The sequence below is a fragment of the Aromatoleum aromaticum EbN1 genome, assembly GCF_000025965.1.
Taxonomy (GTDB): Bacteria; Pseudomonadota; Gammaproteobacteria; order Burkholderiales; family Rhodocyclaceae; genus Aromatoleum; species Aromatoleum aromaticum.
Genome location: NC_006513.1, coordinates 3,986,122 through 4,001,428, shown reverse-complemented (window position 1 = coordinate 4,001,428; position 15,307 = coordinate 3,986,122). Strand labels below are relative to the sequence as shown.

14 protein-coding genes are annotated in these 15,307 nt (G+C 64.7%); 9 read left to right on the top strand and 5 right to left on the bottom strand.

Features of this window, described 5'->3' with window-relative positions; translation table 11 throughout:
* Positions 1–87: 87 nt before the first annotated feature.
* Positions 88–1,155, bottom strand: a complete 1,068-nt coding sequence (locus EBN1_RS19080) for an HlyD family secretion protein (RefSeq protein WP_011239631.1) — start codon at positions 1,153–1,155, stop codon at positions 88–90.
* 201 nt (positions 1,156–1,356) lie between these two features.
* On the opposite strand from EBN1_RS19080, the gene EBN1_RS19075 reads away from it, so the two are divergent.
* A complete protein-coding gene (locus EBN1_RS19075; protein ID WP_049780387.1) occupies positions 1,357–2,049 on the top strand; it encodes a TetR/AcrR family transcriptional regulator in 693 nt (230 codons plus the stop codon).
* Positions 2,050–2,184: 135 nt separating this feature from the next.
* On the opposite strand, the gene EBN1_RS19070 is transcribed toward EBN1_RS19075, so the two are convergent.
* From EBN1_RS19070 to EBN1_RS19055, 4 genes are all read right to left on the bottom strand, one after another.
* Positions 2,185–3,570 (bottom strand): FAD-binding oxidoreductase, encoded by a 1,386-nt coding sequence (locus tag EBN1_RS19070; RefSeq protein WP_011239629.1) that lies wholly within the window; start codon positions 3,568–3,570, stop codon positions 2,185–2,187.
* A gap of 241 nt (positions 3,571–3,811) precedes the next feature.
* Positions 3,812–4,672, bottom strand: a complete 861-nt coding sequence (locus EBN1_RS19065) for a class I SAM-dependent methyltransferase (RefSeq protein WP_011239628.1) — start codon at positions 4,670–4,672, stop codon at positions 3,812–3,814.
* Positions 4,673–4,749: 77 nt separating this feature from the next.
* Entirely contained in the window at positions 4,750–5,286 is a 537-nt protein-coding gene (locus EBN1_RS19060; RefSeq protein WP_011239627.1) for a DUF3455 domain-containing protein, read from the bottom strand.
* Positions 5,287–5,387: 101 nt separating this feature from the next.
* A complete protein-coding gene (locus tag EBN1_RS19055) occupies positions 5,388–6,323 on the bottom strand; it encodes a hypothetical protein (protein ID WP_011239626.1) in 936 nt (311 codons plus the stop codon).
* Between the two features lie 307 nt (positions 6,324–6,630).
* On the opposite strand from EBN1_RS19055, the gene EBN1_RS19050 reads away from it, so the two are divergent.
* The 8 genes from EBN1_RS19050 (at position 6,631) to EBN1_RS19015 (ending at position 15,154) form a co-directional block, all read left to right on the top strand.
* Entirely contained in the window at positions 6,631–7,341 is a 711-nt protein-coding gene (locus tag EBN1_RS19050; RefSeq protein WP_011239624.1) for a response regulator, read from the top strand.
* A 63-nt stretch (positions 7,342–7,404) separates the two neighbouring features.
* Positions 7,405–8,328 carry an ABC transporter substrate-binding protein gene (locus tag EBN1_RS19045; RefSeq protein WP_083783001.1) on the top strand — a complete coding sequence of 308 codons (924 nt, stop codon included), beginning with the start codon at positions 7,405–7,407 and terminating at the stop codon, positions 8,326–8,328.
* Positions 8,325–10,625, top strand: a complete 2,301-nt coding sequence (locus EBN1_RS19040; RefSeq protein WP_011239622.1) for a hybrid sensor histidine kinase/response regulator — start codon at positions 8,325–8,327, stop codon at positions 10,623–10,625. Before EBN1_RS19045 ends, EBN1_RS19040 begins: the two co-directional genes overlap by 4 nt.
* Before the next feature lie 275 nt (positions 10,626–10,900).
* Positions 10,901–11,326, top strand: coding sequence for an antitoxin Xre/MbcA/ParS toxin-binding domain-containing protein (locus EBN1_RS19035; protein WP_011239620.1), 426 nt, complete (start codon positions 10,901–10,903; stop codon positions 11,324–11,326).
* A complete protein-coding gene (locus EBN1_RS19030; protein WP_011239619.1) occupies positions 11,326–11,793 on the top strand; it encodes an RES family NAD+ phosphorylase in 468 nt (155 codons plus the stop codon). Before EBN1_RS19035 ends, EBN1_RS19030 begins: the two co-directional genes overlap by 1 nt.
* 548 nt (positions 11,794–12,341) lie before the next feature.
* On the top strand, positions 12,342–13,214 hold the full coding sequence (locus EBN1_RS19025) for a hypothetical protein (RefSeq protein ID WP_011239617.1): 873 nt from the start codon (positions 12,342–12,344) through the stop codon (positions 13,212–13,214).
* A gap of 14 nt (positions 13,215–13,228) precedes the next feature.
* Positions 13,229–13,960 (top strand): hypothetical protein, encoded by a 732-nt coding sequence (locus EBN1_RS19020; protein WP_011239616.1) that lies wholly within the window; start codon positions 13,229–13,231, stop codon positions 13,958–13,960.
* Between the two features lie 258 nt (positions 13,961–14,218).
* Complete coding sequence (locus EBN1_RS19015; protein WP_041646602.1) at positions 14,219–15,154, top strand: mechanosensitive ion channel family protein; 936 nt, start codon at positions 14,219–14,221, stop codon at positions 15,152–15,154.
* The last annotated feature ends 153 nt before the right edge of the window (positions 15,155–15,307 follow it).

Below are 15,307 nucleotides of genomic sequence, written 5' to 3'. Positions count from 1 at the left end.
ACGCGTTCGCCTGCGTGGGCGCAGTCGGGGTCGTCCGCGAGGTGGGGCGCGGCGCAGCGCTCGGGGCTGCGTCGCCGAGCGCTTGGCTCACGGCAGCCTTACCTGCAACTCGGCGGGCCACTCGCGCTGGGCATTCAGGCGCACATGGGCGATGCCGGGCAGGCCGGTCTTGACCTGTTCGGGGTACTTCGCCAGCAGTTCCGGGTCGATGCGTGCCTTGACGCGGAACACCATTTTCTGGCGCTCGCTCTGGGTCTCGACGGTCTTGGGCGTGAACTGCGCGACGCTTGCGACGTAGGACACTTTTGCCGGAATCACGAACGCCTGCGCGGCGTCGAGCACGATGCGCACCTCGGTGGCGAGCGCGACGCGGCCGGCGGCCATCTCGGGCAGGAAGAAGGTCATGTATACGTCGCCGACGTCGATCAGGCTCACCACCTTGCCGCCCCCGGCGACCACCTCGCCCGGCTGCACCACGCGATATTGCACGCGGCCGCTGCGCGGGGCGCGCAACGCCCCATCGGCGACCTCGGTTTCGATCCGCGCGACCACCGCCTCGGTCGCGACGATCGAGGCTTCGGCCTGCTGCACCTGAGCCTCGGCGGCACGCACGCCAGCGCGGGCGGCGGCGATCTGCGCCTGGGCGACCGTGATGTTGGCTTCGGCGCTGCGCGCGCGGGCGGCATCGTCCTCGACCTTCTGCGCGGAAGTTGCGCGGTCGGCGAGCAGGGCGCGGGAACGGGCTGCGGTACTGCGCGCGACGTCGACGTCGGCACGGCGCTGCACCAGTATCGCCTCGGCCATCGCGACGTCGGCATGGCGTTGGGCAACTAGGGCGCGGGCTGTTTCACGCGCGCTGACGGCGTTGGCTACTTCGGCCCGCGCTTGGGCGAGCTGGGCCTGCAGCGCCTTGACGTCCATGTGGGCGACCACGTCGTTTTGGGTCACGAAGTCGCCTTCGTTGATTAGGATCGAGTCCACCCGGCCGGGCGCCTTGGCGGCGACGTCAACCTCGGTGGCCTCGATGCGGCCGTTGCCGCGTACGAAACTGCCGTCGTCCGACGCTGGGCGAAGGAACTGCCAGACGCCAGCGGCTGCGATGACGAGAACCCAGCTAGCGACCCATACCAGCCGGCTGCGCGTCCTGTTGCTCATGCGATTCTCCTCGGCCGGGGCATGTTTATGTGGTTGTGCAGGTGGCAGCCGGTTTTCGGGTATTATTTCAACATTTGTTGGATATCTCGTCAAGCAAGACAACTGGATATCTGGCGCATGCGCTTGTCCGCGGCCGAGAAAATCGGGAGCAATTCAACGCATGTTGTAATATCCCCGCTCGATTTCTCCTTCGAACCCAGCATGCCCGATCTTGCCGAACCCGCCAGACCTGCCCGCGGCCGCGGCCGTCCGCGCGGTCAGAACGCGAACTATCGCGCCCGCCTGCTCGATGCGGCGCTCGACGCTTTCGGCGCACAGGGCTTCGAGGCCGCGAGCCTGCGCGCGATCGCCGCAAGCGCGGGTTGCGACGTGTCGATGGTTGCGCACTATTTCGGCTCCAAGGCCGAGTTGTGGGGAGCGGTTGTCGAGCGTATCGAGGGGCAGGTGCGTGCCGAACTCGCCGCGCTCGACAATGTGGTGCCCGCAGCGGGGCCGATCGAGGCGCGTGTGACGGTCGCGGTCGGGGCGATGTTCGAGCAGGCGATACGCCAGCCGCAGGCGATGCGCTTCGTGATGCGCGAACAGGCCGATGGCAGCGATCGGCTGGACGATCTCGTCGGGCGCGTCATCGAACCCGTGCATGCGGTGTTCCTGCCGCTGTGGCAGGAATCGATCGACGCCGGCATCTTCAGCATGCGCAGCCCACTTGTGCTGCATACGCTGCTGTTCGGTGCGATCGCGTATGCGGTCGCTTCAGCGCCGCTGCTGGCACGGCTGAGCGCCGGCGAGGTCGACCTCGACCGCCTGCGCAGTGAATTCATGGACGGTCTGTTCGCCCGCCTCACCTACCCCGCGACGACATGCGGGCCGACGGTTTCGGGAGGCAGGCGATGAGCACATGCAAGCAGCGCGCGGCGGTGGCTCGCGGTGGCGCTCACCCGATCCCCGAACACCTCGCCGCAGGCGCCGAAGCTGTGCCGATGAGCGGCGCCGTCAGGCGTCGGCGCAATTGTTGGCGCATGACTCCTCTCAAACCGGCTTGATGTTCTGGTTCATCCGGAAGAGATTCGTCGGGTCGTACTTTTTCTTGAGCTCCACCAGTCGGTCGTACGTTGCACCGTAGGCGAACGCGATGCGGTCGGTTTCGTCCTGAGTGAGGAAGTTGATGTACGCGCCGCCGCTGGCGAACGGCTGAGAGCTGGCGAAAAAATCGCGCGCCCAGGCGATGCAGCGTTCGTCCTCGGCAGCCGACTCCCAGCGGGCGTGCACGTTCATCACGTAGTTGGCGTCTCGGGCCGAGTAGGCCATTGCGTCGGGCGCTACGCGCGCCGTCTGGCCGCCGATCGTGCCGATGAAGATCTCGCACTGTGGCGACGGCAGTCTGCCTGCGTATTCGATGATGGCGTCGATCGCGCCAGCACTGAGCTGCGAGAAGTTATGCGACTTCCAGTAGTTGCGCGCGCCCCGCGCCAGGAGCGGATCGAAAGCCTGCTGCCAGGCGGTGTACGGCTGCACGCCGATGTGCTCGCCGAGCATCGTGCCGAATCCGCGCAGCGGCTCGATCAGCTTCTCGCCTTCGACCGGGTCACCCGCATAGCACAGTGCGAGCACGACGATCTCTTTCCCGTGGACGTCTTCGGGCAGGAAGGGCAGCGGGGGCGCCTTGCGGGTGACCATCCAGACAGTGAGGTCGTCCGAAATCGTTTCCGTGAAGCGGGCGAACTGCGTCAGCACTGACTTCGCCTGGTCGAACGGGAATACGATGAGCCCGCTCAGCACGTCCGGCCCGACGGGATGGAGCTGGAACTCGAAGCTCGTGACAATACCGAAATTCCCACCGCCACCCCGCAGCCCCCAGAAGAGGTCCTCGTTTTCCGTTTCGCTGGCGTGCACCTGGTTGCCATCCGCCGTGACGACGTCGGCGGAGAGCAGGTTGTCGACCGTCATGCCGTGCTTTCGGCTCAGCCAGCCGAAGCCGCCGCCGAGCGTCAGGCCGGCGACGCCCGTGGTCGAGTTGATGCCCAGCGGCGTGGCAAGGCCGTGCGCCTGCGCGACCGCGTCGAAGTCGGCAAGGGTGCAGCCCGGCTCGACACTCGCCCGGTGGGCGTTTCCGTCCACCTGGACCTTCTTCATCAACGAGAGATCGATCATGAGACCGTCGTCGCAGACGGCATTGCCCGCGATGTTGTGCCCGCCCCCTCGGATTGAGACGAGCAGGTTGTGCTTGCGCGCGAGCCTGACGGCCTGAACGACATCTTCAGGGGATACGCAACGGGCTATCAGCCCGGGTCTCCGGTCCATCATCGCATTCCAGATTTGGCGTACCTCGTCGTAGGCCGCGTCGTCAGGGAGAAGCACTTCCCCCTGAAAGTGCGCTTTGAAGTCCTCGACCTCTGCTTTTTGTAACCGATCCATGTGTTCCTCCGTTTCGCCTAACGTGTTATGACATTCAATTGCGATGCACATACCCGAACATGAAATGTCGCACTAACCGCTTGTGACCTGCATGAACCAGCCCCTAGCTCGTTTCAGCGTAGACGCCTCCGATTGGCAAGCAAGGTGCAGCCCACCAGCCTTTCGCCCATGGCGTCTCCTTGCCTGCGACTGGCCCGACCAGCGGCATGTGCGGATCAGCAAGCGCCTTACGGTGGCCTCGTCAATGCTTTGTGATGACGACTTCAGCGTACTCAGCCGGCACGACAAGGGAAGCAGGTCCCGCCACGTTCAGGCGTTCCAGCAGTGCCGTAATGTCGGCCTCGAGCTTTGCCTGGCCGGCTTGATCGAGCGCTGCGAATGCCTTGTGCGTCGGCCCGTAGCAGTCGCGAAAGACCTGAATCCAGTGCGCCGCCGATGCGTAGCGGAAATTGAAGTGCTTGCGCTCGCTGCGGATTTCCGCCGCCTGCGTACCGAACAATTCAGTCATATGTGGCTCGGTCCCCCACAACGCGGGAGAGCTCAGGCCCGCCGGCGGCGGGAGATGTGCGCCGATTACCTTGAACAACTGCCCGATGAACCCTTCCGGCGTCCAGCTCGCCAAGCCGATGCGGCCGCCGGGGCGAACGACGCGCAGCATCTCGTCGGCCGTGCGGGCATGGCGCGGGGCGAACATCGCACCGAAGGTCGACAGCACGACATCGAAGCTGGCATCGGCAAACGGCAGCTCCTCGATATCCGCGACCCGGTAGGTCACGGTGAGCCCCTCGGCCTTCGCACGCGTGGCCCCTTTCGCCAGCAGTTCCGGCACGTAGTCCGTCGAAGTGACGTATGCAAAGCGGCGCGCCGCCGCCAGTGTGGCGTTGCCATTGCCGGCAGCCACATCGAGGACGTGCTCACCGGCCCTGACATCGACAGCTTCCGCGAGTGACTCGCCGACGATCTGCAGGGTAACGCCGATCACGGCAAAGTCGCCGCTCGCCCAAGTGGCCTGCTGCTTCGCCTTGATCGCGGCAAAGTCGGGTGGGGCAGGTGACGGGGTGGCAGTTGCAGTTTGCATGGGCATGGTTTCAACGATGGACATGATCTTCTCCAGGGTGAATCGACAGGAAGCTGCAGTGGCCGATTGCGCCGGCGACGCGGCCGGTCGCGACTTCGCGGCTATGGCTTCGGGACGTAGAAGTAGTAGGTCGCGCTGTAAGCAATCCTCGATACTTGTCCCGCCTGCGCTTCGCTGCAGGTTTCCGCCGGTGAATTGCCGCCGGCGGTGTGGGCGCGCTGGATGCTGGTCGTCCGACTGAAGACGCCGCTTCCCGTCGTGGATTTGGCCTCCAGCAGCAGCCATGGAATGGCACTGGAGTCCGGACCGTTGTCCCGAGACTTCACCGCAGCGGTCACTTTGCTTCCGTCATCGGATTCCCAGGTCGGGCCGGCATAGTGTTTGCCGATCCGGCGACCGGCCCTGTCGAACAGGTCGGCCTCCGGCGCCTTGAACGTCCACTCGAATCGCGTCGGCTCATCCGCGCGGGCTTTGCATTCGTAGATCTGCACCCCCTTCGCGGCAAGCTCCAGCGCCAGTATTTCGGTCGCCGGCGGACGCAGACTTTCGGGGATGGCGGGAAGCGTGCCGGCCTGGGACGTTGTGCAGCCCAGGACAAGCCCCGCAAGGGACAGCCTCATTACCGTTCGGTCTTTCATCTCAGTATCCTGTCAATGCCAAAGGTTTGAAGACGGGCCGGTGCTGCGGCCAAGCAGAAAGGGGCAATTGCCGGCCACGAACCCGGGTTCGCAGCTCGCGGTCATTGCATGATGGGTGCGAGCGCCATGCCGATGCGGTCGAATTGCGGCTCTGTGATCAGGCCGCCGAGGATCTTCTGGAAGCGCTTGTCCGCGACGCCCGAAACGATGTACTGCCAGCGATAGGCCTGCAGCATCGTCTCGTGCAGTTGCTCCACCTGCGCATCGTCGAAAGTCCGGTCGCACACGCGCAGGAAATACTCAGCGTCGGCCTTTGCCTGCACCTGCAGGAGGCCGTCGACCGCAGTGACCAGGTCGATGAGATCGGCTACGGCTGAATCGCGCTCTTCAGGCGTCAGCTTGGCGTTCTCGCGCCGCCATTCGAGTTCGTCGAGAATCGCGTGCTGTGACTCCTCTTTCCAATGGAACAGGAAAACGTCCTTCCAAAGCTCGGACAGCGCGATGTCCGGTTCGATGCTCTGGCGGTAGTGCGCCTGCGTAAAGAGCTCGATATGGCAAGTTAGTCCAAGCACTGCCCAGGTCGATTTGCTGAGCACGGCGGTCGCGACGTCGTTTGGCCTTGGAAGGAAGGTGTAGCCGGGAGACATGTCTTCGGCAATCATCGCCTCGATGCGGCGGAACAGTTCCTGATGCTTCAATTCCTCATCGGTGAAGCGCACGAGCGCCTCGAGTGCGGTCTGGTCGCCGAGCGAATGCTCGCGGCTGATCTCGAGCATCTTGGCGCCGATGTAGCGTTCGACGAGCCGGAAAAGGTTGGCGTACGTACGCCCCTGGATCTGGCTCACCAGCCGTCTTTCATCGGCATCGAGGAAGGACAGACGCTCGATCTTCGACAGTCCGTCGGGCAGGAACTTCTTCGAGAGGTCGAACTTGCGGCCGCGAATCACGTCGCGATCGATGTCCCAGCGGACGCGCTTCGATGCTTCGATGCACTTGGCGTAGCGATCGCTGCTGGCTGTGTGCTGCATGGCCTCCATGGTCTTCTCCTTGAGTTGCGTGGGCTCACCCTCCGATCGGCCTCCCGGGAACCGCGGGCGATGTCGCGGTGAATCGGCTGGCGTCTGGATTGAGGGCCAGTCTATTGAGCCGCCATGGCAGGCGAACTTCAGCGCGGGGCCGTTCTTGTTTCGTTTGTTTCAGGCTTTCGTTCCACGGTGCGTGCGTCCCGTCCAAGGGGCAATGAGTGATTGCATGTGCTAGCTTGGGAAATAAGGCCCATGCAGCAGGCAGTCTCGAAACCGATCGTTGCCGTACCCGCAAGGCCAAAGGAGAGGGCGTGCCTCCATGAGCCCCAAAGCCACTATCCTGATCGTCGACGATGAGCCGGGCGTGCGCGAGGTGCTGGAGGAATACTTCGTCGCGCAGGGCTACGCGGCTCTGTGCGCGGCCAACGCCGGCGATGCGCGCGAGATCGCCGCCGGGAGTCCGGTCGACGTGGCGCTCGTAGACATCTCCATGCCCGGCGAGGATGGCCTGAGCCTGACGCGGTACCTGCGCGAGCACTACGCGAGGATCGCGATCGTGATGCTGACTTCCGCTGGTACCGTTGTGGACCGCATCGTCGGACTGGAGATGGGCGCAGACGACTACGTATCCAAGCCCTTCGACCCGCGTGAACTCCTTGCCCGCGTCAAGAGCGTGCTGCGTCGCACGTCGCTGGCTGCGAGCGCCGACCTTGGCGCTGCCCGCGTGCGCGTCGGGCGTTGCGTGTTCGACCTCGGCGCGCATCGGCTCACCGACGAGGTGGCCAATGACGTGCCAATGTCGCCACTGGAGTTCGATCTGCTGAAGGCGCTGGTGGAAAACCCCAACCGCGCGCTGTCTCGCGAACGCATCCTGAATCTGAGCCAGCAGCGCGACATGGACCCTTTCGACCGCAGCGTCGACCTGCGCGTTATGCGCCTGCGCAAGAAGATCGAGCCTGATCCCGAGCATCCCCGGTTCATCAGGACCGTGCGCAACGCGGGTTATGTGTTCGTCCCAAGCGGAGAGTGAAGCCAAGTGAAAACGTGGCTTTGGATTAGGAAACATTGGGTCGCTCTGGCGTGCATCGCGCTCATGCTCCCCCTTGCCGGGTGCATGCGCGAGCCGGAATCCGCGCTGCGCATCGGCACCAACGTGTGGATCGGTAGCGAACCGCTCTACCTGGCGCGGGAACTGGGTCACCTGAATCCCGAGGTCGTGCAACTCGTCGAATATCCGTCGGCGAGCGAAGTGCTGCGGGCCTTTCGCAACGAGGCGATCGACGGCATGGTGATCAGCCTCGACGAGCTTTTCGGGCTCGCTGTGGATGGGATGCAACCACGGATCATCCTGGTCGTGGACGTGTCCCATGGTGCGGATGTCGTCGTGGGCCGTCCTGGGATGCGCTCGATGACGGATCTCAAGGGCAAGCCGGTCGCGGTGGAAAGCGGTGCACTGGGTGCCTACGTCTTGAGCCGGGCCCTGGCGCTCAACGGAATGCGGGCGAGCGACGTCGATGTCGTCCACCTCGAGTCGAACGAGCAGCCCAGCGCTTTCGTGAAAGGCCAGGTGGATGGGGCCGTCACTTTCGACCCGTACCGCACGCAGTTGCTGCGCGCCGGCGCGACGACGCTGTTCGACAGCACGCAGATTCCCGGCGAGATCGTCGATCTCGTCGCGGTGCGAGCGACCGTACTCGAAAAACAGCCCAACGCGGTTCAGGCCCTGCTGAGCGGCTGGTTCAGCGCGCTCGATTATCTGAAGCGCGAGCCCAGGGATGCGGCGCGCCGCATGGGCATACGCCAACAGACGACTGGCGAGCAGTTCCTCGACGCGCTGAAGGGTCTCCACATCCCGTCCCGCGAGGAAAACCTCAGGATGCTCGGGGGCCCGACACCCGAGCTGGCGGTCACCGGGCGCCGATTGATGGCCTTGATGCAGGAAGAGAAGTTGCTGCGTGCCCCGATTGAAATCAATGAAGTGCTTGCACCGGGCCCCTTGGCGAGCTCACCGCCGTGAGCATTCGCATTCCGGCCTCGCTCAGGCTCACGGTCCCGCTCATCCTGCTGGTGTTTGCCGCGACGTTGAGTGCTTTCAATTTCGTCTACCACGTGCCGCGTGCCGAACTGGCCGCGGAGGAGGAGAGCCGCAAACGTCTCGCTCAGGAGATGTCGCGGCTGCAAAGCACGCTGGAGTACATGCTGCTCAAGGGCGACGACGTGACCGCGCAACGCGAGATTGCGGTGCTCGCACACAACCACGACTACATCGTCGTCGTCCTCACGGATGACCGGCAGTCAGTGATCGCGACGACGCGTCGAGCGTGGCTGGGCCAGCCGATCACCGACGTGCTGCCGCAGTTCGATCTCGAGCAGGCGGCCGGGGCGATTCGCGAACGCCGGGCGAGAGTCACCCACGATGCCGCAAACAATGCATTGCTCGCCTACGCCGGAATCCTGATGGGGAGCGAGCGCGAGGAACTCCGTCCCTCGCGGGCCGGCAGCCTGTTCCTCGCCTACGATCTCAAGCGGTCCACGGCGGAGGCGCGAGCCCGGGTGCTGCAGCAGTCGATCTATTGGGCCGGATGGGTGATCGCGCTTGCCCTGACGATGTGGCTGGCGTTCCATTTCCTCCTGACGCGGCGCACTGCGCGATTGGTAGGCGCCGCCGAACAACTCGCGGCCGGAAATCTCGCCGCCCGCAGCAACCTGCGTGGTCGCGACGAGCTCGGCCGGCTGAGTCGAGCTTTTGATGTGATGGCGGACGACGTGGCCGAGACGCAAACCCGCTTGCGTCAGGATATTGCCGAACGCGCCCGCGTGCAGCAAGCGCTGGAGAATAGCGAAGAGCAGTATCGATCCATGTTCAATGCGTCGATCGACGGGCTGGCCCTGTGGAATGCCGCCGCGGAAATGGTCGATGCCAATCCGGCGCTATGGAAGATCTACGGCTACAGCGAAGCGGAGCACCGGGCTTCGCCGCTGAGCAAATTCGTCGGCCCGTCCTACCATCCGGATCTGCTGCGATCGATCGTTGCCGGCGAGCCCTTGCATGTGGAGCTCACCGATTTGCGCAAGGATGGCGCCACGATTGAAGTCGAGGTTCACGGCATTCCGATGCAATATCAGGGAAAGCCGCATGTGCTGATGATCACGCGCGATGTCACCGAAAAGAAGCGCTCGGAAGAGGAGCTGGCACGCCATCGCGAAAGCCTGCATCAACGCGAGAAACTGGCTGCGCTCGGGTCGCTGCTCGCCGGCGTCGCTCACGAGCTCAACAATCCGCTTTCCGTGGTCGTGGCGCGGGCAGTCATGCTGGAGGAGCAAGGGGATCCGGCGACCCAGGCCGCTGCAGCAAAAATCCGTATTGCCGCGGAGCGATGCGCGCGCATCGTGCGAACCTTCCTCGCCATGGCTCGGCAGCAACAACCCGAGCGGGTGTCCGTAGCCATCAACGAGGTCGTATCGGCAGCGCTAGACATCACCAGCTACGCTGTTCGTACCAGTGGAATCGACGTGTCGCTCGATCTTGCAGATAATCTCCCGGCAGTGCTCGCCGACACCGACCAGCTCCACCAAGTGTTCCTCAACCTGATCATCAACGCGCAGCAAGCGCTGCAAGATCAGCCGGGGCCGCGCCGAATTCGCTTGACCAGCCGTTACGACCCGACCGGCGACGTGATCCGCATCATCGTCGCCGATAACGGGCCCGGCATTCCGGCGGGTCTTCGCGCACGGGTCTTCGAGCCTTACTTCACCACCAAGCCTGTGGGCGTCGGCACTGGCGTCGGCCTGGCGGTGTGTCTGGGTATCGTCGAGGCCCATGGCGGCACGCTTACCGTCGACTGTCCGGTCGAAGGCGGTGCCGAGTTCACTATCGCACTGCCCGTGAGCAGTGCCGACGCAGGCGTTGCCGCTGCCCCGCCGCCTGTGGAGAAGAGCCCGAGCGAACGTGCGATACTCGTCGTCGACGACGAAGCGGAAATTCGCGAGACTCTGGCCGAGATGCTGACCGATGCGAGGCATCGCGTGGTCACCGCCAGTTCCGGGCGAGAAGCGTTGGACCGCATGGCCACAGAGTGCTACGACGTGATCCTCACGGACATCCGCATGCCCGATCTCGATGGGCGAGCATTGTATCAGGAGGTCGAGCGACGCTGGCCCGAGCAGGCCGGTCGCGTGGTTTTCGTGACCGGCGATACCTTGACCGATGGCTTGCGCGAGTTTGCCGCCGCGTGCGGCCGTCCGGTAATCGAAAAACCCTTCCTGCCAAGCGATGTGCGCGGGGTCGTCGCCGCAATTGCCGACCTCGTGTGAACCGGTGTGTCCTCCTAAAGACTCAAGTGGTCAGCAAAACGTAGTATCCCAAACGGTTATAAACATTCTACAAAAGTGGCCTGCCCGTGAGCAGGCCACTTCGGTTTTGGGTGTGCCCTGCGGCGGCGCCACGGACGATAAGGACGTATGCGTATCTGTGCAGGGCGGGGATAGGGGCTACGCGAAAAGACAATTCGTCCGTGAGTCGCTGCCTTGCATTCGAGTATCACTTGATCCATGCTAATAGAGCAATTGATACCAAGAGGTGAGGAAACATGTTAGTGACGCCAGACCGCATCGCGGCAGTGATGGCCCTCTCCACCACGCCCCACTCGTTTGCGGAGCTCGATGACCAGGTTTCACGCGGCTTGCCCAAAGAGGCATTGCGGGCGAGCATCGCGCGAATCGCCGAGTCGACGGAGGCACGACGCGAACTGCTCTATCGGATCGTCCCTGAGGCGACCTTCAAGCGGCGGCGTGACCTCCTGAGCGCCGAAGAGTCTGAACGCGCGGAGCGGCTTGCTCGGGTCTTCGCAACGGCACAGTTCGTATGGGACTCTGACGACGATGCGCGCGAGTTTCTGAACGGGCCTCACCCAATGCTCAACGGACGCACGCCGCTCGACGTATCCCTGACCGAGCTCGGCGCGCGACGAGTTGAGGAACTGCTCGGACGCCTGTTCTACGGCCTTTCCGCCTGATGCAGATTTTCAGAATCGCCGACGGGCGCTTACCCATTTGGGACGGAACCGGTGCGGCGCTCATTGGCGGTCGATGGAACAGTCCCGGGACGCCGGTCATTTACGGGGCACAGTCCTATGCTTGTGCAATGCTCGAGATCCTCGCGCATTCGGCGGTCGGGAGAGTGCCCCGAACCCATCAATACCTGGTTGCCCAAGTGCCCACTGAGGTCTCTCGGGAACGTTGGCCCACAGAACGGCTCCCGCAAGGGTGGGATCAGCCCGAAAGCATCGAAGCGCGGGCTTTCGGTGATGCCTGGCTGCGCGAAGCGCGCAGCGCCTTGCTGTTTATCCCATCGGTGGTCGCGCATCTCGAATGGAACGTACTGGTCAATCCGGCGCACCCGGACGCGCGGCAGCTCGTCATTGCTCCCCCGCAACCAGTCGTCTGGGACCGCCGTCTTTTCGAGCGTCCTCCTCGACAATGAGCGACCGGACCTTTGTGGCAACGTCGCTTCAACTCGAAACCTGTCGATTGATCTCCTGATCCACACAGCTCTCACAGCCTGGCCGCCCGAAGCGGACAGCATTCGCATCCTGGGTTACAATGCGGCCTTCCCCCTGATCGAGCAGCGCATGCCCATGCCAGCCCACCACCGCCTCGCCTCCTGTCGCGCACAACTGCGCGCGTGCGATCGCGTGCGTGCGCGCTGCATGATCTCACCGCTGCACGATCTGCCGACTCCGCTCCGATTCAAGGTTACAGGGTCTCCCGCCGTGCTTTTCCGGGCCGTGCGGGGCTACCACCGAGGCTGAAGCCTCACCCCCGCACGGCACCTTGCCCGGGACGCGCACGCCGCGGATCCCGTTCAACGTGCAGCCGCCGCGGGCCATTATCCAGACTCCCGCCCATCGACCGCTCCGGCGGTCCGGCCAAGGCCCATCCGGACCGCCCCGGCCATCGGCATTCCCCCGCAGGGCTGCATCCGAAGCGCCGCGTCCCGTACGCGGCGGTGCAACGCACGAGGGTGATGCAATGGTTCTCACACGAAGTTTCGTCAGGGCGAAGCGGCCCTGCACCGATGGATTCCGCTGGTTCGTCCGCCAGTTCGGCGAAGGCGGCAACTACCAGGAACTCCTCGACACCATGGTGGCTGCCGGACGCGTCGGCGACGCCTGCTGGCTGCTCGAACAGTTCGGGCCCACGGACGAGGTGCGCGTGGTCGATGCGATCGAGGCTGATGCGATCGTGTTCGCGGGCACACTCGAGGTACGCGGTGGCGTGGACGTCGACGGCGTCGTCCGTGTCGGTCGCGTGCTGCACGCCAGGGGTGGCCTGCGCGCGGGCGGCGATCTGAACGTCGGGGCCGATCTGCGCGTGGAAGGAAGCATGCGCGCCGAAGGTCATCTGAAGGTAGGTGGCGACCTGCGCGCCGGCTGGGGCGTGGACTGCGCGGGTGAGCTGCGCTGCGACGGCGAACTGCGGACCGGCTGGGACCTGTGCTGCGGCGGCGGGCTGTGCATTGCCGGCAACGCGTCCATCGGCCTCGACCTGCAGGCGGACGAAAGCGTGCGCTGTGCCAAGGGCCTGCAGGCGGGCGGCGACATCCGGGTCGCGCACAGCCTGTGCGCTGCGCAGGGCATCGTCGCGGGCGGCTCGATCCAGGCCGGCATGCATCTCGAGGCCGGCTGGGGCATCAAGGCTGGCGGGGTGATCGGCGCCGAAGGCGCGATCCGCGCTGGAGAGAGCCTGGCGGCCGGCGAGTCGATCCGCGCCGGCATCGGCTACGGCGTGTTCGCCGGCCTCGACGTGCAGATGGAAGCCTGGGAGAGCAGTGCGCGCGTGAGCGCCCCCCAGCGGCCCGATGGCCTCATGAGCGGCTGGTGGGCCGGCCCCGCCGCGTGCTGAAGGAGCGAACGGACATGCATGAGATCACCCTCTGCGCGCGCTCCCCCATTGCCTTCCCGCAGCCGCCACCACTGCGTCTGCCGGGCGCCGCACTCCTTGTCCGCCTCGGGCGAATGATGCAGCCGCGGCACATGGAACTGCGCATCGACGTGAACCATCCCGACGGAAGCATCGAGGCCGAGCTCGACGCCCTCTATCGCCGGCTCCACACCGCGGGCGACGCGATGAACGCCTGCACCTGTCTTCCCGCACTGCGGCCTGGCCTGGTCTTCCATCAGCGTGAGGCCGACGGCGAGCACTACGTGTATGTCGAGGACACTGCGTGTCGCCGCCTTGCCGGTTACACCGTGTTCAACCGCCTGATCGAGGTGGACCGACGCACCGACCGCCATTTGCGCTCGCCGCACTCCAAGTACGCCCCCGCCTACCAGGGCCGCGGCATCGCCAGCGCGGTGTACGACTGGGCGCTCGGTCGCGGCTTCTGCCTGCTCAGCGGCGCTCGCCAGTCGGCAGGCGCGCACGCCCTCTGGCACGCTCTTGCCCGCCGCCACTCGTTGCGCTGGGTTGCCCTGCGCGCCAAGCGCATGCACGACCTCGGAAACGCGATTCCGACGACTCGCAGGGCGGAGCTCGACACCCGCATGCTGCTGCTCGGCCACGGCTGGAGCCTCGCCCAACTCCATGTCCGCGGTCTGCTGCAGCCTGCGGCCGAGGCGGCCAACGAGGGGATGCGGCGGCGCGCATAGGTCGCGCAGTCCCATCTGTTTCGCCCTTCAGCGAGCTTCGTTCCAAGCGAAGCCGAAGGGCCGGAGTGTCCTGAGGGGGCGGACCGGTGGAGTGGGGTTTCCCGGTCCAGCGGGTTCGCCCGTCCATGCTTTTGCCGGAACCATCACGATGATGCTCCTTAAGCCCGAGGTCAGCAGGTTTGCCTCACACCTTCACACCTGCAAATTGTGCCCCGTACCTTTTCCCCGCGGGGAAGCCAGACGCGAAAGGGAGGTGAAATGAAGGCGCTCGATCCGGTCATGCCCATTCCGTCCTGGCTGCGCGCTGCGGCTGGTTTCACCCTTCCGGTGCTGATTGCCGTGTTCGCGGAGCCGCTGGTGCAGCTGCTGCCCTTGGATCACGCCTTGCAGGGCTGGCTTGATCCGCTACGCAATGCAGCCATCGCATTGGCAATGTTTATCGGCGCACACTTTGCGCATGCGCTCGCCGCGATGCAGCTTTCGCAGCGTCGCAAGGAGGGAAAGCCGGTGCCCAAGGTGCTTCTGGACCTGCTTCGGGTATTCCTCTTCGTGCTGGCCACGCTGATCTGTCTGTCGCTGTTCTTTCGGCAGGATCTGTCGGGCATCCTGACCGGATCGGGTCTGGTGCTGGCGGTGCTGGGATTCGCCATCCGAAATGTGGTGGCGGACACACTCTCGGGCATCGCGCTCGGGATCGAGGCGCCGTTCCGCATGGGCGACTGGGTGCGTGTCGAAACACTGGCCCAGGGCCGTGTACAGGAGATCGGCTGGCGGACGACGAGGCTCGTCACGCGCGACAGCACCTATGTGATCCTGCCCAACAGTCAGATTTCGCGGCAGAGGATCACCAATTTCAGCGCGCCACGGAAGGAGTACCGCGGGCATGCCGAACTGACCTTGCCGATCGATCTGCCGGTGGCCGAGGCCAAGAAACTGATTCGCCAGGCACTGACGGGGGCTAAAAGCATCGTGGAGGGAAAGCCGCCTGAAGTGCAGGTCGTGCAGTACGGGCCCCAGGGAATCACCTATCGGGTGAAATACTGGGTGCCGCAGCATGACCGAGAGCCGGAATGCCGTAACGAGGTCTTCAGCCTGGTTGACGCCGCGCTGCGCGAGAGCGGTATTTCCCTCGCCCAAACTCAGATAACCTCTTCCTGCGCTCTGCAGGAAATGGGGCGGGACGAGGCGGCGTAGCCTGCGGTCCGGGCAAGGTTTGGGTTCGATCTCCGGCACCGGAGGCCCCGCCTGCCATCGGGCCAGGCGAAGTGGATGTGGTGGAGCGTGCTGGCCGGTTCGCTGATGAGCTGGATACCCCCTGCACCTGAAGAAGAATGCTTCCGGTTCTCC

Excerpts from the sequence above, each read along its gene's own strand:
- EBN1_RS19080 (WP_011239631.1), bottom strand. The coding sequence starts at position 1,155 with ATGAGCAACAGGACGCGCAGCCGGCTGGTATGGGTCGCTAGCTGGGTT.
- EBN1_RS19025 (WP_011239617.1), top strand. The coding sequence starts at position 12,342 with ATGGTTCTCACACGAAGTTTCGTCAGGGCGAAGCGGCCCTGCACCGAT.
- EBN1_RS19035 (WP_011239620.1), top strand. The coding sequence starts at position 10,901 with ATGTTAGTGACGCCAGACCGCATCGCGGCAGTGATGGCCCTCTCCACC.
- EBN1_RS19070 (WP_011239629.1), bottom strand. The coding sequence starts at position 3,570 with ATGGATCGGTTACAAAAAGCAGAGGTCGAGGACTTCAAAGCGCACTTT.
- EBN1_RS19075 (WP_049780387.1), top strand. The coding sequence starts at position 1,357 with ATGCCCGATCTTGCCGAACCCGCCAGACCTGCCCGCGGCCGCGGCCGT.
- EBN1_RS19030 (WP_011239619.1), top strand. The coding sequence starts at position 11,326 with ATGCAGATTTTCAGAATCGCCGACGGGCGCTTACCCATTTGGGACGGA.
- EBN1_RS19050 (WP_011239624.1), top strand. The coding sequence starts at position 6,631 with ATGAGCCCCAAAGCCACTATCCTGATCGTCGACGATGAGCCGGGCGTG.
- EBN1_RS19045 (WP_083783001.1), top strand. The coding sequence starts at position 7,405 with ATGCTCCCCCTTGCCGGGTGCATGCGCGAGCCGGAATCCGCGCTGCGC.
- EBN1_RS19015 (WP_041646602.1), top strand. The coding sequence starts at position 14,219 with ATGAAGGCGCTCGATCCGGTCATGCCCATTCCGTCCTGGCTGCGCGCT.
- EBN1_RS19020 (WP_011239616.1), top strand. The coding sequence starts at position 13,229 with ATGCATGAGATCACCCTCTGCGCGCGCTCCCCCATTGCCTTCCCGCAG.
- EBN1_RS19065 (WP_011239628.1), bottom strand. The coding sequence starts at position 4,672 with ATGTCCATCGTTGAAACCATGCCCATGCAAACTGCAACTGCCACCCCG.
- EBN1_RS19055 (WP_011239626.1), bottom strand. The coding sequence starts at position 6,323 with ATGGAGGCCATGCAGCACACAGCCAGCAGCGATCGCTACGCCAAGTGC.
- EBN1_RS19060 (WP_011239627.1), bottom strand. The coding sequence starts at position 5,286 with ATGAAAGACCGAACGGTAATGAGGCTGTCCCTTGCGGGGCTTGTCCTG.